Origin of the sequence: Stieleria maiorica (genome assembly GCF_008035925.1) — a bacterium.
In the GTDB taxonomy this organism is placed as follows: Bacteria; Planctomycetota; Planctomycetia; order Pirellulales; family Pirellulaceae; genus Stieleria; species Stieleria maiorica.
Genome location: NZ_CP036264.1, coordinates 1,626,429 through 1,645,697, shown reverse-complemented (window position 1 = coordinate 1,645,697; position 19,269 = coordinate 1,626,429). Strand labels below are relative to the sequence as shown.

The following is a 19,269-nucleotide window of genomic DNA, read 5'->3' as shown; positions in this document are numbered from 1 at the left end:
ACACACACACTAGCGCAAACAAGGTCGCGTAAATGCTTCGCCTCGGGAGGAAGCTTTTCATCAGTTGATACTCCAAAGTAAGTAAAACGGAAAACCTTCGAGACATTGAATGGTCGAAACGATGAACGGCCGGGATCGATTGCCTGGCGGGGGACTATTCGGGCATCGGGGCTTCATGTTCGGCCCCGTTACGTGTTCCCAAGGCACTGAACAGCTTGGCGTCGATGCTGTCGGAGATCAGCCGGACCGATCCGTCGCCGGCACAGAACTGGGCGCCGCCGGGATGATTGCTGCCGAAGCTCACTTCGTACGCGGCCCACTCGGGCGACGCGTCACTGAAGCGGACATCGTCGGGACGCTTGTAGTTGATCACGACGGCGGTCGAACCACCTTGTTCGGACCAGTCGGTGCCTTCCCAGTTGTCGAAATCATCACCGCCGATGGCCCAGTGGTCCTTGCGGCCGGTGTTCTGGTTCTCTTGTCGCGACGATTCGATGCTGTGGACAAAATCCGGTTCGACTTCGCCGAACATCAACGTGTTGGCCAGACCGTCGGTCACATCGCGGAACTTCGCACCGTCCATGCCGCCTTGGCTGATCCGAGCCTTTTCCGGCGGACGCGTGATGATCATGCCGTCCAGTTCGCTGTGATGCTTCGTCGGCGTCCGGTCAGGTCCCCAGAACGCTCGATTGGGACGTCCCCAGCCGAATGCCGGCTTCCAGTCGTTGGGCTGAATGCCGGTGACAACGCCCAGGTAGTTCGCCGGCTCTCGCTGTGACACGAACCACGGCGGCGAGTAGCAGGAGGCGTCAAAGACCGGACCGTTCATCACCGATGAAGGGCACTTGTAGGCGTCCACGGTGATCTGGCAGGCGGCGATCTGGCGCAGCTCGGGGCTGGATGAATCCAACGCCGCGTCTTCACGTGCGATCGAAGCGGCCCAGTTGACCGAACCGAACGAAAGACGCTCGAACGTCGAGGACTGTTCCAGGTACGGCAGGATGAACGCACTCCAGTGACCACCCTCCTGGGCCTCGCCCAGCATCGGAAGCCCCTTGTGGACCAATTCGAAATTGTGCGTCGCCAAACCGATCTGTTTCAGTTTGTTTGAACAGGTCATGCGGCGACTGGCTTCGCGAGCCGCCTGGACCGCTGGGAGCAACAGACCGACCAGCACGCCGATGATCGCAATCACGACAAGCAGTTCGACTAACGTGAATGCGGACCTGACATGCGCTCGATGGGTATTCATGATTCTTAGGGTCAAGATGACAATGAAATGGTTGAAGACTCAGGATTCCGGCATGGGCTCACTTGGCCGGAATGTCAAAGACAAATTCATTCCCGCCGCCGTCCCCGACCGTAAACTCGACGGGGCTTTCCGAGTCGCTTGAGTAAGGCTCGGGTACGATCTCTTCGGTGATCAGCTTGGGGTTGTCGTCGTGCTTTTCATTCGGATCGAGCGTCTCTTCGCTGCCGACCCCCTTTTGAACCATGCAGGAAAACGAGACGCGATAATTGCCCTCGGCCAGTCCGTCCCCCGCGCTACTTCGCAACGTCAACACGCCCTCGGCGTCGGTTTCACCGACCCCCATGCGGAACTTGTCGACGGGTTCATCCAGCGGACGCATGTAGACGAGCAGCCTTTCGTGGGACTTGCCTCCCAACGTGACTTTCCCGGTCACCTGATGCAGTGTGGGATCGCCACATCCGATCGAGCAGGCGACCGTCAACGAAGCGAACAGGAGAATGATTTTGTTCATGTCGATGGGCAATGATTCGATCCGGCCGTGGTGCGATTTCAGCGTCACCATCAGCGTCACCGTCACCGCGATTTGAAGTCGTTTAGTTGCACGTCGCCTGGGGCGTGGTGCCGGGCGGTGCGGCAGGAAGTAAAGCGACCGGCAGGCGAAAAAAAAAGCGGATTGCGCACTCGGTTGAAGGGATTGCGCAATTGGCAAAGAGACTTCTTAGAACGCACACAGTCGCGTTTGCGTTGTTTGGTTTTTCCGTGAGCGTTGCATGAAGCAAACCACCTAACATGCGGAGAGGCAGGACGAGAAGAGAGTCACGCGTTGAATCGGCGAACGCTAAAGCGTTCGCGATGACATGAGGCGAAAACCTTGGCGGTTTCCGCTACGGGGTGAACTCCAAGATCTTGGTGAAGACGGGATGCACCGCATTGACCGCGTGACGCGTTCTGTACAATCCCCGATCAGGCAGTGATGATGACAACGGATCGCGGTGATCCGAGTTTGATACTGATTGGCGTCTGACTGAGTGTTGGTGTGGATAGCGATAACAAGTACGACCTGATTGTGGTTGGCGCAGGTGTTTTAGGAACCTTCCACGCCTACGAGGCGTTGCGGCGAGGCAAACGCGTGCTGCTGGTCGACAAGAACTCACGGCCGGTTGGGGCAACGGTCCGCAACTTCGGACAGGTCGTCCCTTCCGGAATGGACACGGCGTGGCAACGCTTGGGACGCGACAGCTTGGACATTTACAAATCGATCCAAGCGGAGTTTGACCTGTCGGTCCGACATGAAGGAAGCATTTATTTGGCGTCCGACGCGGAGGAAACCGCGTTGATCGAAGAACTGCACGCGATCAACCGCTGTGACGGCTATCACTCTCAATTGTGGACCAAGCAGCAATGCAAATCGCGTTACCCGCTACTGTGCGACTCGTACTGCCGGGCCGGACTGTTCTTTCCCGACGAAGTTTCCGTCGACCCACGCAAGATGGTGCTTCGCCTGCACGACTACCTGCGTGAACAACTCGGATTGACGATCGCGATGTCGACCTGCGTTCAACGGCTTGATCGATCTTCGTCGGACTCCGTGACTGCACACTGCACCGATGGACGAACCTTTCAAAGCGAAAAGGCGATCGTCTGCTCGGGCGTCGAGTTCGGAATACTGTTCCCCGAATTGTTCCAATGCGATGAAATCGAAACGGTCAAATTGCAAATGGTCATGCTGGCCGCACAGTCACCGGGGGCGTTGCCTGGCAACGTGCTGACCGGGCATTCGATCCGCCGCTATGAAAGCTTCGCCGCTTGCCCTTCGTATCACTCCATCAAAGAACGCGAAGACCCCGATAGCTTGTGGAGAAAGTGGGGCGTTCATATCTTGTTCAAACAAGAAGTCGACGGGCACATCATCCTGGGCGATTCACACGAATATGCCCCGACATCGCGGGCCGACGAATTGAGTTTTGACTTGCAGATGCCGATCAACCGGTTTTTTGTTTCGCAAGCACAACAGATCATGGGGCTGGCCAACTGGGACATCCAGCGCACTTGGGCCGGCATGTACTGTCAATCCAAACATCCCTCGGGAATCTTCCAACGCACGTTGGACGATGACATCCACATTGCAACCGCGATCGGCGGCAAAGGGATGACCGGCAGCGCGGGATTCGCCAAACAACATTTAAAGGAAATCTACGGTGATTGAATTGGTCGTCTTTGACATGGCGGGCACAACGGTCGACGAGGACAACGTCGTCTACAAGACCGTTCGGGCCGCGATTAATGCCGCGGGATACGAGTTCACGCAAGCGCAAGTCCAAGCGACCGGCGCCGGCAAAGAAAAATCGCAAGCGATCCGCGACGTGCTGGCGCTCGATGGGGGGCCGCATGACGACGATGAAGTCGCAACGATCTTTGCGGATTTCAAGTCGCGTCTGAAAACCGCGTACGAAGATCTGAACGTCCAGGAACAACCGGGGGCAAGCGAACTGTTCCGGGCCTTGCGAGCACGTGGCATCCGCGTCGTACTGAACACCGGATACGACCGCCCCACCGCGTTGAAATTGATCGACAAAATCGGCTGGAACGTCGGTCGTGATGTCGACGCCCTGGTCACCGCGTCGGACGTCGACCGCGGACGGCCCTACGGCGACATGATCATCAAAGCCATGCAAGAACTGGGTATCAAGTCTGCCGAGCACGTCGCGAAAGTCGGCGATTCACAGATCGACATTCACGAAGGACAAGACGCCGGGTGTGCGCTTTGTGTCGGCATCACCACCGGAGCCCAGACCCGCGAGCAACTCGCCCAGGCCGCCCCGACCGAGATCATCGATCGCTTGATGGATCTGTTGCCGCTGGTTGCGAAGCGTGAACAGCGTCCCTGACGCGGTCGATTGGACCAAGAGGACAGAGAGGCCCCATGCGTCGGATACGCCCCATTGGTCCTATTTCACGATCGCTCCCCCGGCGAAGGCCTTGCCCACGGCCTGCCGCTTAGCGGCGGATCGCGCGGTCGACCAGGATGTGCGGCGTGCTCATGCCTTCGAGCAATTTTTCGTTGCCGCTGACCGCGACGCGGCTGTTCAGATGGGTGCGCAGGTTAACGCCCGGATAGGGCGTGACGTAGGCGATCGTCAGACCCGCATCATCGGTCAATGCATACGGCGGGCTGTTGGCGCGCGACGAATAGACTTGGACCAGATAACCGGTCGCGGTTCCGACGGCGGAATCCAGCGGGGCCGTTGGCGATGTCGATTGCGGCGTGACGTCCAGGGGCTGGCTGAAGTCCGTGGCGGTTTGCGCGCCGGCCTGTTGAATCGCGGTTGCGTTCGGATCGACGCCTGTCAGCGGCCGGGGACTGACCAGCGGTGCCGAGTTGACCAGCGGTTGTGTGTTGCTCGCCAACGAGGAGGACTGGATGGTCGTCACGCCGTCGCGGCGGGCGGCGACGTTGCGATAACGCTGTGCCAACGCCAGCAGCTCGCGGGTACGCGAGGCCTGGTTGACGTCGCCGGAACGCAACAACGATTCGGTCCGACGGATCAGGGGATCGAGTTCGTCCGCCGATGCGGCTTCGGCCATCAGCTTCGAAAGGATCTGGCCGATCGCATCCACGCCCGCTCCGGCGACCGCGTCTTCGACACGCGCGATCTGCTGGACGGTCACGATCCGTGAGGGGACGCTGGGTTTGGGCGGAATCGGGGACAGTGTGGTGGCCTGCAGTGCACCGGTTTGCATCACGCCCGATGCCGGCGCGAGCGGAGACGGGACCTGTGGCGAGGGGGGTTCGGGGTATTGGGCCTGGGGCAGATTGGCAAAGCTTCCCGGCTGGGGCGTCGCCAGTGAGGCGGGCGGGGCGAGCGAGGCAGCACCCGTCACGCTGTCGGAGCTGCGTCCCGAACCGACCGTCCAACGGCGGTCGGCGGTGGACGCGGTGCGGAACACGCCTGCGCCCGAGGGATCGATTTCGACCAACCGCGGCGGGCTGATGAAATTGGCAACGACGTCGGTCATGCGTTTCAGTGGTGTGGCGATCGCCGCAGCGGCCGCTGCGGCGCCGTTGGTCGGCACCTCGGTCAAACGGTCGGCGCTGAGGATAGAATTGGAGCCGGCTTCGGGAATCAGTCCTGACGTATCAGACTGGGCGGCATCGTCTTTCCACTCCGCTTTCAGCCCGCTGCCGATCACGGCGCCGCGGTCCTCAAAGTCCTCGGCCTCTGCGCCCCGATGAAACTGGATCGCACGATCGGCGAGTTCTCTGGGTTGCGGTCGCTTGCTCGCGATGTCGCTGCGCTCCGGTGCCGGCCGCAATTCAGGAATCGCATCGGTTTCACGCAACGATTCGGTCGCGGTGCCGCGACGGCTGGAACGCTGCTCCGGCGCTTGCGATGCGTCGGCCGGATTCAGCTGGGCAAGCTTGGGAGCCGGCCGACCCTGCTGGCCAGTCTGTCCGCCCGCGTCTTCCTGAGCAACTTCGGTCAAGGCGGCGGGGGCCACTTCACCGCGCCGCTGCAGTTCCGGTTCGCCGCTGGCCACGCGGTCGGCCAATTGTTCGGCGGTTTCAACGACGTCGTCACGGTGGATCCAACGAAATTCTCCCGAGGGCGGGACGATCCGAAGCCAGGTTTTGGTTCCGCCGGACCCTTCACGCTGGTTTTTCCCCAACACCGAAACGACTTCACCGGCATCCAATTGGACCTGCCATCGGTAGCGACGTGCTTTCCCCAACCGTGTTCCGATCCATGCGACGGTCTTGTCTTCACGGATCGTGGCGTTTTTTTCGTCAGCGGACAACTCGACCGCGTCGGCCGGCATCCAGCAAAAGCTGCCCTCCGGCGGACGCACGCCCAGCCAGCCGTCACCGGTTTCGACATAGACCTCCAGTTCTTGGCCACGGCGAAGCGGCTCGGTGCGGTAGTTGTCGGTGCCCGGGCCGCAGCGGGTGAACGCCGACGGCTGGGCGACAAAGACGATGTACGGCGAAAGGTCGTCCTCGGCTGCCGCCGGGATGTCGGGCTGTTGCGCCTGTGACACCGGGGACAGGACCGTCAGGGCGATCAAACCAAGCGCCAGGGCGAACAGCAAGGGCAGCGTGGAAAGTGTATGGTGGGCGCAGAATCGTTTCGGGAGTGACAAGACATCCATGTCGTTGTTCCGTCGCAAAAGATGGTGTTCCAGGCGACCCGGCGGCCGGCAAAGCTTTGATGTAAGCCTGGGACATAACCGACTTCGGCCGCTGGAATCAAGACAGAACTGCAGGGAACCACCTTCTGGCGAAGGTAGCGACGTGTTTTCGGCGAAACACGACGTCTGCCCCTCACACCGGCCTCAGGCGACCGCCCAGCTTAGGGCGATGCTTTTCTTGAGGTACGATGGCCCTTCCGGGCCGTCGCCCGTGGGGCTCAGCGCGACGACCTAGAAAGGACGTCGTACACCCATCCACCGACCATCGCTTACCCGATCGGCCAGACCATTTAGATTCGTCGCGTTTCGCCTCTGCCCTACGCTGGACGGTCCCCTCAGGCCGGGTGCCGCGGCAGGTAGAGGTCGACTTGGTCTTCCTGGAAAATCCGGAATTTGACCCCGTGCGTCCAGAGGGCGAAATAGCTGCCAAGCGGATCGGCGAGGCCCGTTTGCCGGGCATAGAACGGCCACATCAGGTAGTCGCGAAGCATGGCGTCACAGGCCACGAAGTAGTAAGCCGGGCGCAACAATTCGGCATGCGGGTCGACGCCGGCGGCTTTTTCGGGCAGGGTCGGTGCGTGGTCCAAGAAAACGTTCAGCAGCTCGCTGCGCTCGTGCGGATGCTTGGGGTGTTTCGGCGGGATGCCTTCCAGGACGCGAATTTTTGGAGGCGAGGCGAGCTTTTCGGCGACGCGATCGTCACCGACCGCTTCGGCGAACTGCCGCAGGCCGTCGATCCAGGTCACGCCGTGATGCTCGGCGGTTTCGGGTTCCAAAGGGCTCGGCGAGCGAACGATAAAGAACGCGTCGCGACCGCCTTGGGGGCGGCGGTCGTCACCCGCGGCGGCGTAGACGCGTTGCAGCCGATCGGAGAGCTGGTCTCCTTGTGGAAAGGCATCAAAAAGGCCGGAGAGCTGGCTGCCGTCGGGCCGAAAGAGCTGGAAGAATCCGATCAGCGATTCTGATTCGCTCAATTCCGGCCCCGGACCGCCCTCTGGAGTCTCGCCACCCCCGGCCCGGGAGGCGAGTTCACGGCAGCGTTGAACGAAAGGGGCAGTCGTCATATCGTGGCCAAAACTCGGGGGACAGAACTCAAAAACCAGATGACAAGTCATGAAGTTGTAGTCAACCGTCCAGCAACAACGAGCCCCCAGCACCAATACTGGCTGAATCCTGACCCAGAATGGCTACGGGCGCAAACGCTGGTGTACAGGCTTTACGGCCTTTTGATCTTTACGGCCTTTTGATTGAATCCGATCACACGTGGGATCAGCCGTTTCGCGCGAGCGTACGGGCTTCCAAGACCAAGAACGCGCCCTGGCGCCCGTAGGCTCGCGCCAAACGGCTGATTAAATCAACGGGCCGTTTCGCCGCCTGCTGTCGCTGCTCCGCAGCGACCGGGGAATCGCCTGAAGGCGGAACACCAACGGTTGCTGAAACCCAAAAACCCGACACTCTTGCCGCGGGGCGACGGTTCCGCTACCCTCTCCGCCCCGGCAGGAAACACGTCGTTTTTCTGCTCTGTTCTACCTTTTTGTCTGCGTGACTGGGATGAAGGGCCCCGCTTGTCGGGGGTGTGCACGAAGATCGCGTTGGTCTTTCCGGCACATCTGTCCCTGGGAACGGCATTCGGCCGTTTCGCGATGCCCCCGCTGACGCTCCACCTGGAGAAACTGTCTCGATGTCTAACCCGATCGTACAAGAGATGATTGAAGCCGGTGTCCATTTCGGTCACCGCACGAGTCTGTGGAACCCGAAGATGAAGCCCTACATCTTCGGCAGCAAGAACCAGATCCACATTTTGGATATCCGCGAGACCCTTCGCGGCATGCTTCGCGCCAAGAAATACCTGGGCCAAGTCGCCGCGGGCGGATCGTTGATTCTGTTCGTCGGGACCAAGCGTCAAGCCGGCGAAGCGATCGAGGAACAGGCCAGCCGCTGTGGCATGCCCTTCGTCAGCGAGCGATGGCTGGGAGGCACGTTGACCAATTTCCGCACCATTCGCAGCCGACTGGGCCGTTTGGAAGAGCTGGAAACGATTCGCGGCAGCGACGCGATCAACGGCTACAGCAAGAAAATGCAATCGGCGCTCAATCGCGAGTACCGCAAGATGTACCGCAACTTGAACGGGTTGCGGACGATGAACCGTTTGCCCGAGTGCTTGTTCATCGTCGACCCGGGCAAGGAACGCAATGCGGTTCGCGAAGCAAAGCGTTTGGGCATCACGACGGTGGGGCTGATCGATACCGACAGCGACCCATCACTGATCGACCTTCCGATCCCCGGCAACGACGACGGGATCCGAAGCATCGAATTGATCCTGAAACAACTGGCCGACGCGGTGAACGCCGGCAAGGGCCAAGCCGACATCGGTGCCCCGGCGGCGGAAACTGCCCCGGCCGAGCAAGCGACCGAAGCGGTTGCTGCCGAACCCCAGCCGGCCGAAGCGAGTCCGGAAGCCTAAGCACACGTCAACACAAAACACTTAGTCGAACAACGACTTTTCTGGAGGAAACAATGGCGATTTCAGCCAAAGATGTAAGCGAGCTGCGCAAGTCCACCGGCGCCGGCATGATGGACTGCAAAAAGGCGTTGATGGAATCCGGCGGCGACATCGACGGCGCCTTGGATTACCTGCGCAAGAAAGGCCAAAAGGTCGCCGCCAAGCGCGCCGATCGCGAAGCCAACGAGGGTGTCGTGGTGGCGGTCACCGAAGGCGGCAAGGGTGTCCTGCTGGCACTCAGCTGCGAAACCGATTTCGTTGCCAAGAACGAAGAATTCATCGCGTTTGCCGAAAAGCTGGCCAAACTTGCCTTGGACAGCGGTGTCGAAACCAAGGATGAAGTCACCAAGCTCGAACTGGACGGCGAAACGGTCGCGGAGAAACTGATCGAGCGAACCGGGACGATCGGCGAAAAGATCGAAATCGCCGACTACCAAACGATCCAAGGTGACAACCTGGCGTCCTACATCCACGCCGGCAGCAAGATCGGCGTGCTGTTGTCCTACAAGGACGGCGGCAAGGATGATGCCGGGGAATTCTTCCGCAAAGTCTCGATGCACGTGGCCGCGATGAAGCCTTCGATCCTGACCCCCGATGAGTTCGATGCCGAACTGGTCGCCAAGGAAACCGAAGCGCTGCAAGGACAGATCAAGGTCGAGAACGAAGACCGCGCACGATTGGGCAAAACGCTCAAGACGGTGCCCCAGTACGCCAGCCGCTCGCAACTGACACCGGAAGTCATGCAGAAGGTCGAAGACGACATCAAGGCAGAACTGAAGGCCGAAGGCAAGCCGGAGAAGATCTGGGACAAGATCATCCCCGGGAAACTGGACCGGTTCATCGCCGACAACACGCTGCTGGACCAGGAGCGCTGCTTGCTCAGCCAGTTCTACGCCCTGGACGACACCAAGACCGTCGAAGCGGCGGTGAAGGAATTCAGCCCCGAAGCCGAGGTCGTGGCGTTCAAACGCGTGGCCGTCGGTGCGGCATCCTGATTCGATTCACATCGAATACGACATTCGCGGAAACCTCGCCGTGTCCCCTCGGGAACGGCGAGGTTTTTTCGTATCATCTGGCGACCCGAGTGAGATCTCATACGCCAGGAAGGACCGAACATGTCTAACGCCTCTGCCACACCCCAGCTCCGTTACCAGCGTGTCGTCCTTAAGCTGAGCGGTGAGAGCTTGGCCGATTCCGGGGGCCGCGGCATCAGCAGCCAAGAGATGTCCGACATCGCCGAACAGATCCGCCAGGCGCACAGCAGTGGCTGCCAGATCGCGATCGTGATCGGCGGCGGGAACATCTTGCGCGGCGCCCAGTTCTCCGGCAGCAACGCGCTCGTCCAAGAAGCAACGGCGCATTACATGGGGATGCTGGCCACGGTGATCAACTCGCTTGCCATGCAGGACGCCCTGGAAACACTCGGGCTGTCGACGCGCGTGATGTCCGCCGTGCCGATGGACAAGATCGCCGAAACCTTCATTCGCCGGCGTGCGATCCGACATCTGACCAAAGGCCGGGTGATCATCCTTGCCGCCGGGATCGGTAACCCGTTCGTGACCACCGACACCGCCGCGGCCCAACGGGCGCTGGAGATCGACGCGGACGTGGTCCTGAAAGCGACGCGTGTCGATGGCGTCTATAGCGATGACCCCGAAAAGAACCCCCACGCGGTGCTATACGACCGACTGACCTACCAGCAGGTCAACGAAAAGCAACTCCGCGTCATGGACGCCACCGCGATCGCACTGTGCCAGGAACACGCCAAACCGATTTTGGTGTTCAACTTCAAAAAATCGGGAAGCATCGTCCGGGCGATCAACGGCGAAACCGTCGGCACCTGGATCGGGTCGGAGAAGTGATTCCCACCCACACACCGAACTAGAAAAAAGCTAGACTCTTAACCTACCGACCACACTCTAACCCAAGGATGCTCAACATGTCCGCCGAAGAAACCTTGATGGACGCCGAAGAACGTATGGAAAAGGCGATCAGCGTACTGGGCACACAACTTTCCGGGATCCGCACCGGCCGCGCCACCCCCGGTCTGGTCGATTCGCTCAAGGTCGAAGCCTACGGGTCGACCTCGCCGCTCAAGCAACTCGCCTCGATCGGGACACCCGAGCCGCAGCAAATCTTGATTCGACCGTACGATGCCGGCACCATCAAAGACATCGAAAAGGCGATCGTGGGCAGCGACCTGGGACTGAACCCGCAAAACGACGGACGCGTGATTCGGTTGAACATCCCCGCACTTTCGACCGACGTGCGAAAGAAGATGGTTTCGCGGATCAAGGAACTGGCCGAAGACGCCAAGATCTCGATCCGCAACATCCGCCGCGATGCCAACAAGACCGCCGATCAGCTGGAAAAAGACAAGGAGCTGACCGAAGACGATCGCGACAAGCTAAAGAATGACGTCCAGGAATTGCTCAAGAAGTTCGAAGACCAGATCAACGAGATGGCCAAGACGCGCGAAGCCGAAGTGCTGGAAGCGTAACGACGCAAACGTCACCTTGAACGCAGCCACGCTCGCCAGAGCGTGGAAGACAACCTCGTTCCAAGGCTCCCGCCTTGGAACGCACTACAGGCGTGGCTCCCATCCCTCGTTCCAAGGCTCCCGCCTTGGAACGCACTGCAGGTGTGGCTCTTGCCACACACCCCACGTAATCGACAGCGGAGCCCGGGCTGCGCCAAATCTGAGATCTGCGTTGGTTAAGAATTCAAGCGAACTCCTTCCGCGGTGGATGGTCGACCCACAGCAGACATCGGGCGACGAAAATCGAGTGACATCAGCCGGTTCGCGCAAGCGTTCGGGCCCCAGCGCCTAGTGGCGGCCCGTAGGCTGGCGCACAATGGCACCTACTTGATGAACCGACGGCGCTAGCCGCGGGCCTTGGATTGCCCTTCGACACTTGCAAGGCCCGAGGCTAGCGCCGACGACACTTGTAAGGCCCAGGGCTAGCGCCTTCGGCTCAGTTTGTGATCGAAAGCCAACCGAAGCTGAGCAGTCCCCGCACTCCCTCTCCCACCGCCTACAGCGCCCCGGATTTCTTCGGGGCCAGATCTTTGACCAGCCGACGAATCAGATCGTCGACGGTGATCCCGTCGGCCTCTGCGGTGAACGTCGGCACGATGCGGTGCCGCAACACCGGGAAGGCCAGCTTCTGAACATCGTCGATCGTGACGTGCGGCCGGCCGTGCATCAACGCGCGTGCCTTCGACGCCAACACCAACTGCTGGCTCGCCCGCGGCCCGGGCCCCCACTCGATCAGCTCCTTGGCCCAGGGTGCACAGTTCGGGTCGCTCGGCCGCACCGCGCGGACGGCGTCCAGCACCCATTCCTTGACATGCGGCGGCAACGGGACGCGGCGGACCGTCTTTTGAAACGCAATGATCTGCTCTCCCGTGACCACGGGCTGAACCGTGGTATCAAACGTCGACGTGGTTCGGTCGACGATCTCCGATTCCTCCTCGCGACTCGGATAATCAACCACCACGTGGAACAGAAACCGGTCGCGTTGGGCTTCGGGCAACGGATACGTCCCCTCCTGTTCGATCGGGTTCTGAGTCGCCAGGACGAAGAATGGTTCGTCCAACTTGTAAGTTTTCCCGCCGGCGGTGACTTCGTGTTCCTGCATCGCTTCCAGCAGGGCCGCTTGGGTTTTCGGCGGCGTCCGATTGATCTCGTCGGCCAGCAACATCTGGGTGAAAACGGGGCCGCGCTCGAACAACAACTCACGTCGGCCCGTTTCGGGGTCCTCTTGAATGATGTCCGTTCCCGTGATGTCCCCGGGCATCAGGTCGGGCGTGAACTGGATGCGGTGAAACTTCAGGTGCATCGATTCGGCGAGCGTGCGAATCATCAGCGTCTTGGCCAGCCCCGGCACGCCTTCGAGCAGGCAATGGCCGCGAGATAGGATCGCGATCAACAACTGCTCGATCACATCCTCCTGGCCGACGACGATGCGCGCGACCTGCTGCCGGACGGCCTGGCAGGCTTTGACCAATTCGGCAGCTTTTGCAGCGTCATTTTCGCCGTCGGATGCGACGCCGGATTCGATCGGTGGCGGTTGAACCATAAATCTCCCTTTTTGCGAATAGGAATAACTCCCAGAAGGACGACACTATCTTAACCGCTGGGTCGATCGTGTGGATCGATGGTGACCCTCCCTAGCTGGACAGCGCCACTTTGGCGTAGCAACGTTCGATGCGAGCGTGGAAAACCCCGTGGATCCACCTTCTGGCGAAGGTAGCTACGTTCGACCGGCGATTCACGGTGTTTCTGGAGCAAAGGGGCGTTGTCCAGCTAGAAACCTCGACCGGCGGCCGGGAAATGGCGGCCGCGGGGTTAAACCGCCATCCGAACACGTTATCTTTGGGATATGGCATCGCTCTACGTTGTTCGCGGACGGGATCAAGGAAAGCACTTTGTGCTCGACGGGGACGTCGTGCGCATCGGACGCGACACCCAAAACGATGTCCAACTGCTCGACAGCGAAGCATCCCGCAACCACGCCGAAATCCGGATCGATGCATCCAGCGACTGCCATCTGGTCGATCTGAACAGCAGCAACGGGACCCAGGTCAACGGCAAACGGATCGGCAACCAAAAGCTGCTCAGCGGGGATCGAATCGAGATCGGCGGCACGCTGTTGATCTTTACCGGAACCGGACAGCCGACGGCGATCGAAGCCGCCCACGGCGTGGACATCGTACGGCAAAGCAGCGGTGCCGATGCCAGCCGAATCATCTCGTCACTGGTCCGCCCGACCTCGCGGACCGGCGGCATTCGCCGCGAACCGGTTCGATTGACCGATCAGGTCGCCGAGGCGGTGGCGCCGTTCGAAACCGAGTTGTCCGAGTCCTCCGATTCGTCATCGCCACCCTCCGCGGTCGACGCGGTCGATCCGGTGATGAACACGATCACCGATAGCGACCGCTCGCTGGAAGTAATGTACCTGACGGCCCTGGCGGTCGGCCGGACCGATGACCTGGACGAATTGCTGGACCGGATCTTGCGGTTGGTGTTCGATTGGGTCGATGCCGATCGCGGCTGCATCATGTTGCGTGACAACGAAACGAATCAATTGCGTCCGGCGGCGCGCTGCGACCGCCAGTCGACCGACGGAAAGTCACGCGATGAAGCACCGATCAGCATCAGCAGCACCATCTTGGATTACGTCTTGGACCGCGCCGAAGGGGTTCGGACCAGTGATGCCACCGACGATGCACGCTTCGATGCCGCCGCATCGATCGTCCAAGGCGGCGTCCGCGAGGCGCTTTGCGTTCCGCTGCAAGGACGCTACGACATCGTCGGCGCACTCTACATCGACACCTACACCTCGCCCGGACAAATCGTCCGACGTGGAAAAACGCACCGCTTTACCGACGAACACTTGCGACTGATCACCGCGATCGGACACCAAGCGGCGCTGGCGATCGAGGACACGTTCTACTATTCGGCGCTGCTGCAAAGTGAACGCCTGGCCGCGATGGGGCAAACCATCGCGACCCTTTCCCACCACGTCAAAAACATCCTGCAAGGCATCCGCGGCGGCAGCTACCTGATCGAAGCCGGGCTGAAACGCGATGACACCGATGCCGTGCGACGCGGCTGGGGAATGGTCGACCGGAACCAAGAACGGATTTCCAATCTCGTGATGGACATGCTGACGTTCTCCAAGGAACGCCAGCCACAGAAAGTCGAAGCGGACTTGAACGAGACGACTGCCGACGTCGTCGAACTGATGTCCTCACGCGCCGATGAAGCCGGCGTCGAATTGTCGCTCCAGACCGATCACGACTTGCCCCAGGCGTGGTTCGATCCCGACGCCATGCATCAAGCGATTTTGAATTTGGTCACCAACGCGATCGATGCCGTCAAAGGCGATCAGGTGGACGTCGTGCACGAGGATCCCGAAGCGGCGAAGGAACCGGCCAAGGGAATCGTCAAAGTCGAAACCGGTTTTGATCCCTCGCAAGGTTGGTTCGTCGATGTGATTGACAACGGCCCGGGCGTCTCCGCCGAAGACCGCCAGAAGATTTTCTCACTGTTCGAATCGAAAAAGGGTGCCCGCGGGACCGGGCTGGGACTGCCCGTCAGCGCGAAAATCTTGAAGGAACACGGCGGATCGATCGAGATCCTCGATCCGCCCAGCGGCACGGGGTGCTGCTTCCGATTGCTACTGCCCCCAAGAGCGGAGCCCTAGACGACCAGCTCTCCCGGTACGGTGGCCCTTCCGGGCCGTCGCGCGACACGGCGACGACGAAAGACCGACCCGAGTAGTCCGACCGCGACGATGGACAGCATCCCAGGTTCGGGTGCCGCCCCGGCATGACTGGCCGGTGTTGGCGGTGGCAACGGCGGCGGAACGTTGACGTACAACGACACAATCGTCTCGGTCGTCGTCATCAAACCGTTCCAATCCAGATAGATGTTGTCGCTGTCGAATTGAATTCTTGAAACGTCCAAGCCGGCCATGTTGGAACCCGGCCCCAACGCGACGGAGGTGAAATCCGGCAGCGTGTCATTGATGTCATAGACGCGAAATCCGTTGAAGCCCGCTGTCCACCAGGGACCAGAGGTATAGAAGTCGATGCGGATTTCGGTGTCCGAAAAATCCACAGTCGCGTCGGAGTTGTGACCAGCGGTGTACAGTCCTGGAAGCTCGACGCCAGGCCCCACCAAAATCGGACCGGGATCAAAGTAGACCGAAGACTGGTTCGGCCAAAGGTACTGGTAACCCAGCTGCTGGTTTTCGAACAAGAGGCCCGCATGTGAACGCTCGGGCATCGCGACCAGGAGAGTCAGGATCGCAACGGAGGCAACAATCCCACGAATCATACTATGCATCAATCAGAATCACAGAAGCTTGAGTGCCGACAACGCCGACAAAACGGAAATGTTCCGGCGGTTCGGTTTAGATCCCGAGCGTAGTTCGAGGCCGCGGCGATGCAGTGCAAATGGGCTCGCGGTTTGCTGGAACTTTGCTTCGGCGCCCCAACAACCCGCACGACCTGACGCCCCTACTGCTGATGCAAGAACATCGCCAGTGGCCGGTAGGGCGTCTGGACCTTCGCCGGAGGGCGGATCCCCGACGCCAGCCACGCCTCGACGCGGGGCACGGCTTCCATGCATGCGTTGAACGGCTAACCGTCGAATCGTTGGCGGCGGCTCTGCTTCTTTTGGCTCAGCTGGGTCTTGGCTTCTTTCCGCCGGCGTTTGCTGCCCAGGGTCGGCCGCGTCTTCTTTCGCTTCTTCGGCGGCTCCCGGCATTCCAACAACATTTCCACCAACCGCAACCGGGCGTCGGCCAAGTTGCGCGGCTGATCGCGGTAGCGTTCGCTGTGCAACACCAGCTCGCCATCCTTGGTGATGCGGTTGGCATGTCGCGCGATGAAACGGTCACGCCAATGCGGATCGATCGCCGTGCAATTCCCCGGCGACCAACGGAGCGTGATCTTGGAATTGACCTTGTTCACATTCTGGCCGCCCGGCCCGCTGCTGCGCGCCGCAGTGACGTCGATTTCCGAGGACGGGATCGTCAGTCGCGCGTTGACATACAAATCGCTCATCGAGCACTCGCTATCCGGACGGTGAGAGTCAAAGTCGGTGGAATCAGTGGGGACACGGCAACGCCCATCGAGGATCGCCGACTTGATCGCCCCTGTCAAAATAAAAAAGCCCGCGGAATCATCCACTGATTCGCGGGCTGGCAATAAAAAAAACCCGCAAGTCACAAGGAATTGCGGGTTTTGGTCGGTTGCCGAGCAATCGGCAAGGTGACCCCTACGGGACTCGAACCCGTGTCGCCGCCGTGAAAGGGCGGTGTCCTAGACCGCTAGACGAAGGGGCCATGGCGATCAATCATCGGGGGTGACCGATCACTGGTCGGAGTTTTAGCGAAGACCCCAACGAACCGTCAAGGGTTCGTGGTGCTCAGTGCCAAAATCGGCGCATTTTTTGCTTCAGCGGGGAAGCATGCTGCATTGAGCACACCGTAACGGGGGTTGGGGGAGGGCCGAATCAGACGACGGATTCGAATTCACCCAAGATTTTGGCCGGAAAGTTTCTCCGGCCACGCTCTCCGTGCTAGACACTATGCATCGACGGCCGCGTCACCCGACTCCAGACTTTTTTGGATTGCCTCGTAGACTTCGCGGCGGTGCACCGGGACTTCGCGCGGCGCCTCCACGCCGAGTCGAACCTTGTCGCCACGGATCTCGACAACAACGATCTTGATGTCGTTGTTGATGACAATACTCTCGTTCTTTTTTCTTGATAAAACCAACATTGTTTCAGTCCTTTCGTTGACCGGCCTGATGAATCGGGTTGATGCCTACGGGGCGAACCAGCGTCCGACGGGAGGTCATTCGGCAAGATCGCTGTAGGCCGGTTCAATGCGGCGTCACTATTGGGAGGTAGGGACGGCCACTCCTGACAGTCAACTCTAGAACAAAATAAGTAACGGTCAAGGAATTCTGGCTTGACAAACCCTGATTTCTGACCTTTCAACCCCGGCCGCGACTCGCCTAACCGTCAAACTCCGCCGCCGAGGGGGTGTTTCACGCCCCGGAACCTGAAACTCATGACAGGCGTAAACGCCTGTCCCCCTTGCCCCGCAGAGCGGGATTTCGGTTTCAGGTTTGAGGGTCCGCGACCTGCTGAAACCCGAAACCTACAACTTCACCGTCACCGTCTTGCACTCGGTGTACGGCTTCAGCCCTTCCTCGCCGAGTTCGCGGCCGTAACCGCTCATCTTGAATCCTCCGAAGGGGGCCGCGGCATCGAACACGTCATAGCAGTTGACCCAGATCGTCCCGGCACGCACGCGGGCGGCAAAGTCGTGGGCGGATGCGATGTCGCGGGTCCAGACGGCGGCGGCCAGACCATAGAAGGTGTTGTTCGCGCGGCGGATCATGTCGTCTCTGTCCTCGAACGTTAACACGCTCATCACCGGCCCGAAGATCTCATCGGTCGCGATCGACATCTGATCCTCGACGTTGTCAAAGATCGTCGGCTGGATGAAGTAGCCGGTGTCACCGACCCGCTCGCCGCCGGCGACACACTGGGCTCCTTCGCTTTTCCCTTTGTCGATGTACGACATGATCTTGTCGAACTGCGCCTTGTCGACCTGCGGCCCTTGCTGGGTGTCCTCGGCAAACGGATCACCGACCTTGCGCTTCATCGTCAGCGCGGTCAGTTTTTCGACGAACTCATCGTGACACGACTGCTCAACAAAGACGCGACTGCCCGCACAACAACATTGACCTTGATTGAGGAACAGTCCGATGTAGGCGCCTTCGACGGCGGCGTCCATGTCGGCATCGGCAAAGACCACGTTGGGGCTTTTGCCGCCGAGTTCAAAGGTCAGCCGCTTCAGCGTGTCGGCGGAATCGCGGGTGATGATCTGTGCGGTGCGGTGTTCACCGGTGAACGCGATCTTGTCGATCAGCGGGTGCTTCACACAAGCCGCTCCGGCGGTCGGACCGAACCCCGGCACGATGTTGATCACGCCATCCGGGAATCCGACTTCTTTGGCCAACTGGGCCATTCGCAAACATGTCAGCGGCGTCTGTTCGGCCGGCTTCATCACCACCGTGCATCCGGCGGCCAGGGCGGGTCCCCATTTCCAAGCCAACATCAACAGCGGAAAATTCCAAGGGATGATCTGACCGGCCACGCCGATCGGTTCGCGCCGCGTGTAACACAGGTAGTTGCCGCGAATCGGGATCGTGCTGCCGTGCAGTTTATCGGCATAGCCGGCGTAGTAGCGGATCGCGTCGATGGCCAGCGGCAGATCGGCGGCCAAGCTGTCGCCCAGCGGTTTGCCGTTGTCGAGTGTTTCCAGCGCCGCCAACGCATGGATCTCTTGCTCCATCCGGTCGGCCAGCTTGTACAACAAACGGCCTCGGTCACGGGCGTCCATCTTTGGCCAATCGCCCGACTCGAACGCCCGCCGCGCGGCCTTGGCCGCTGCGTCGACATCCGCCGCGTCGCCCTCGGCGACTTGGACGATTTCCTGTTCCGTCGCGGGGTTCAACGTGGCGAAGGTCTTTCCACTGACGGCGGGAACCCATTTGCCATCAATAAAGCACTCGGTGTGTTTCACGTCGACTTCGGCAGCCGATTTCGGTGCGGGAGAAAGGGTGGTGCTCATCGTGACCTCGTGCGGAAAGGGGGAATCGCGCAGACGCGGGAATCATTCGGAAGGGCGAAATCGATAACAAGAGAAGCAGCGTGTTTTACCGGATCGAAACTCGTCGATGGGGCGGGAACTGCTCTTGACCTCGTTTCTCCACCCATTTTAGGGTGTTGATTGCG

General features: G+C 60.3%; 16 protein-coding genes and 1 tRNA gene. 7 read left to right on the top strand and 10 right to left on the bottom strand.

Features of this window, described 5'->3' with window-relative positions; all coding sequences use genetic code 11:
* Nucleotides 1-154: 154 nt before the first annotated feature.
* Both Mal15_RS05420 and Mal15_RS05415 read right to left on the bottom strand, forming a co-directional pair.
* On the bottom strand, nt 155-1,252 hold the full coding sequence (locus Mal15_RS05420) for a DUF1559 domain-containing protein (RefSeq protein ID WP_147866830.1): 1,098 nt from the start codon (nt 1,250-1,252) through the stop codon (nt 155-157).
* 58 nt (nt 1,253-1,310) lie between these two features.
* Nucleotides 1,311-1,763, bottom strand: a complete 453-nt coding sequence (locus Mal15_RS05415) for a hypothetical protein (RefSeq protein ID WP_147866829.1) — start codon at nt 1,761-1,763, stop codon at nt 1,311-1,313.
* Between the two features lie 525 nt (nt 1,764-2,288).
* Between Mal15_RS05415 and Mal15_RS05410 the strand changes: the two genes are divergently transcribed.
* Nucleotides 2,289-3,458, top strand: coding sequence for a TIGR03364 family FAD-dependent oxidoreductase (locus Mal15_RS05410; protein WP_167546645.1), 1,170 nt, complete (start codon nt 2,289-2,291; stop codon nt 3,456-3,458).
* Nucleotides 3,451-4,140 (top strand): phosphonatase-like hydrolase, encoded by a 690-nt coding sequence (locus tag Mal15_RS05405; protein ID WP_147866827.1) that lies wholly within the window; start codon nt 3,451-3,453, stop codon nt 4,138-4,140. The genes Mal15_RS05410 and Mal15_RS05405 overlap by 8 nt, the downstream gene beginning before the upstream one ends.
* A gap of 109 nt (nt 4,141-4,249) precedes the next feature.
* Here Mal15_RS05405 and Mal15_RS05400 read toward each other — a convergent pair whose 3' ends face one another.
* Nucleotides 4,250-6,400 (bottom strand): hypothetical protein, encoded by a 2,151-nt coding sequence (locus tag Mal15_RS05400; RefSeq protein WP_147866826.1) that lies wholly within the window; start codon nt 6,398-6,400, stop codon nt 4,250-4,252.
* Between the two features lie 374 nt (nt 6,401-6,774).
* Nucleotides 6,775-7,503, bottom strand: coding sequence for an apolipoprotein acyltransferase (locus Mal15_RS05395; protein ID WP_233903291.1), 729 nt, complete (start codon nt 7,501-7,503; stop codon nt 6,775-6,777).
* 617 nt (nt 7,504-8,120) lie between these two features.
* Here Mal15_RS05395 and rpsB point away from each other — a divergent pair.
* The 4 genes from rpsB (at nt 8,121) to frr (ending at nt 11,442) form a co-directional block, all read left to right on the top strand.
* Nucleotides 8,121-8,903: a 30S ribosomal protein S2 gene (rpsB, locus tag Mal15_RS05390; RefSeq protein ID WP_147866825.1), complete on the top strand. Its 783-nt coding sequence runs from the start codon at nt 8,121-8,123 to the stop codon at nt 8,901-8,903.
* A 53-nt stretch (nt 8,904-8,956) separates the two neighbouring features.
* Nucleotides 8,957-9,937 carry a translation elongation factor Ts gene (gene tsf / locus Mal15_RS05385; protein WP_147866824.1) on the top strand — a complete coding sequence of 327 codons (981 nt, stop codon included), beginning with the start codon at nt 8,957-8,959 and terminating at the stop codon, nt 9,935-9,937.
* 120 nt (nt 9,938-10,057) lie between these two features.
* Nucleotides 10,058-10,804, top strand: a complete 747-nt coding sequence (gene pyrH / locus Mal15_RS05380; RefSeq protein ID WP_147866823.1) for a UMP kinase — start codon at nt 10,058-10,060, stop codon at nt 10,802-10,804.
* A gap of 77 nt (nt 10,805-10,881) precedes the next feature.
* A complete protein-coding gene (gene frr / locus Mal15_RS05375; protein WP_147866822.1) occupies nt 10,882-11,442 on the top strand; it encodes a ribosome recycling factor in 561 nt (186 codons plus the stop codon).
* A gap of 535 nt (nt 11,443-11,977) precedes the next feature.
* Here frr and Mal15_RS05370 read toward each other — a convergent pair.
* Nucleotides 11,978-13,024, bottom strand: a complete 1,047-nt coding sequence (locus tag Mal15_RS05370; RefSeq protein ID WP_147866821.1) for an AAA family ATPase — start codon at nt 13,022-13,024, stop codon at nt 11,978-11,980.
* A gap of 303 nt (nt 13,025-13,327) precedes the next feature.
* Here Mal15_RS05370 and Mal15_RS05365 point away from each other — a divergent pair, with 303 nt between their 5' ends.
* Complete coding sequence (locus Mal15_RS05365; protein ID WP_147866820.1) at nt 13,328-15,154, top strand: ATP-binding protein; 1,827 nt, start codon at nt 13,328-13,330, stop codon at nt 15,152-15,154.
* Here the strand turns inward: Mal15_RS05365 and Mal15_RS05360 are convergent.
* The 5 genes from Mal15_RS05360 to Mal15_RS05340 all read right to left on the bottom strand — a co-directional run bounded on the left by Mal15_RS05360 (nt 15,151) and on the right by Mal15_RS05340 (nt 19,105).
* Complete coding sequence (locus Mal15_RS05360; protein WP_233903290.1) at nt 15,151-15,798, bottom strand: PEP-CTERM sorting domain-containing protein; 648 nt, start codon at nt 15,796-15,798, stop codon at nt 15,151-15,153. The genes Mal15_RS05365 and Mal15_RS05360 overlap by 4 nt on opposite strands.
* Before the next feature lie 296 nt (nt 15,799-16,094).
* Nucleotides 16,095-16,520 (bottom strand): alternative ribosome rescue aminoacyl-tRNA hydrolase ArfB, encoded by a 426-nt coding sequence (arfB, locus tag Mal15_RS05355; RefSeq protein WP_147866818.1) that lies wholly within the window; start codon nt 16,518-16,520, stop codon nt 16,095-16,097.
* 208 nt (nt 16,521-16,728) lie between these two features.
* Nucleotides 16,729-16,801, bottom strand: a tRNA-Glu gene (locus tag Mal15_RS05350).
* Between the two features lie 243 nt (nt 16,802-17,044).
* On the bottom strand, nt 17,045-17,239 hold the full coding sequence (csrA, locus tag Mal15_RS05345) for a carbon storage regulator CsrA (protein ID WP_095742250.1): 195 nt from the start codon (nt 17,237-17,239) through the stop codon (nt 17,045-17,047).
* 384 nt (nt 17,240-17,623) lie between these two features.
* Nucleotides 17,624-19,105 carry an aldehyde dehydrogenase family protein gene (locus Mal15_RS05340; protein ID WP_147866817.1) on the bottom strand — a complete coding sequence of 494 codons (1,482 nt, stop codon included), beginning with the start codon at nt 19,103-19,105 and terminating at the stop codon, nt 17,624-17,626.
* Between the last annotated feature and the right edge of the window lie 164 nt (nt 19,106-19,269).

Coding starts and splice junctions, on each gene's coding strand:
- Mal15_RS05420 (WP_147866830.1), bottom strand. CDS start 1,252: ATGAATACCCATCGAGCGCATGTCAGGTCCGCATTCACGTTAGTCGAA.
- Mal15_RS05415 (WP_147866829.1), bottom strand. CDS start 1,763: ATGAACAAAATCATTCTCCTGTTCGCTTCGTTGACGGTCGCCTGCTCG.
- Mal15_RS05400 (WP_147866826.1), bottom strand. CDS start 6,400: ATGGATGTCTTGTCACTCCCGAAACGATTCTGCGCCCACCATACACTT.
- Mal15_RS05395 (WP_233903291.1), bottom strand. CDS start 7,503: ATGACGACTGCCCCTTTCGTTCAACGCTGCCGTGAACTCGCCTCCCGG.
- rpsB (WP_147866825.1), top strand. CDS start 8,121: ATGTCTAACCCGATCGTACAAGAGATGATTGAAGCCGGTGTCCATTTC.
- tsf (WP_147866824.1), top strand. CDS start 8,957: ATGGCGATTTCAGCCAAAGATGTAAGCGAGCTGCGCAAGTCCACCGGC.
- pyrH (WP_147866823.1), top strand. CDS start 10,058: ATGTCTAACGCCTCTGCCACACCCCAGCTCCGTTACCAGCGTGTCGTC.
- frr (WP_147866822.1), top strand. CDS start 10,882: ATGTCCGCCGAAGAAACCTTGATGGACGCCGAAGAACGTATGGAAAAG.
- Mal15_RS05370 (WP_147866821.1), bottom strand. CDS start 13,024: ATGGTTCAACCGCCACCGATCGAATCCGGCGTCGCATCCGACGGCGAA.
- Mal15_RS05365 (WP_147866820.1), top strand. CDS start 13,328: ATGGCATCGCTCTACGTTGTTCGCGGACGGGATCAAGGAAAGCACTTT.
- Mal15_RS05360 (WP_233903290.1), bottom strand. CDS start 15,798: ATGCATAGTATGATTCGTGGGATTGTTGCCTCCGTTGCGATCCTGACT.
- arfB (WP_147866818.1), bottom strand. CDS start 16,520: ATGAGCGATTTGTATGTCAACGCGCGACTGACGATCCCGTCCTCGGAA.
- csrA (WP_095742250.1), bottom strand. CDS start 17,239: ATGTTGGTTTTATCAAGAAAAAAGAACGAGAGTATTGTCATCAACAAC.
- Mal15_RS05340 (WP_147866817.1), bottom strand. CDS start 19,105: ATGAGCACCACCCTTTCTCCCGCACCGAAATCGGCTGCCGAAGTCGAC.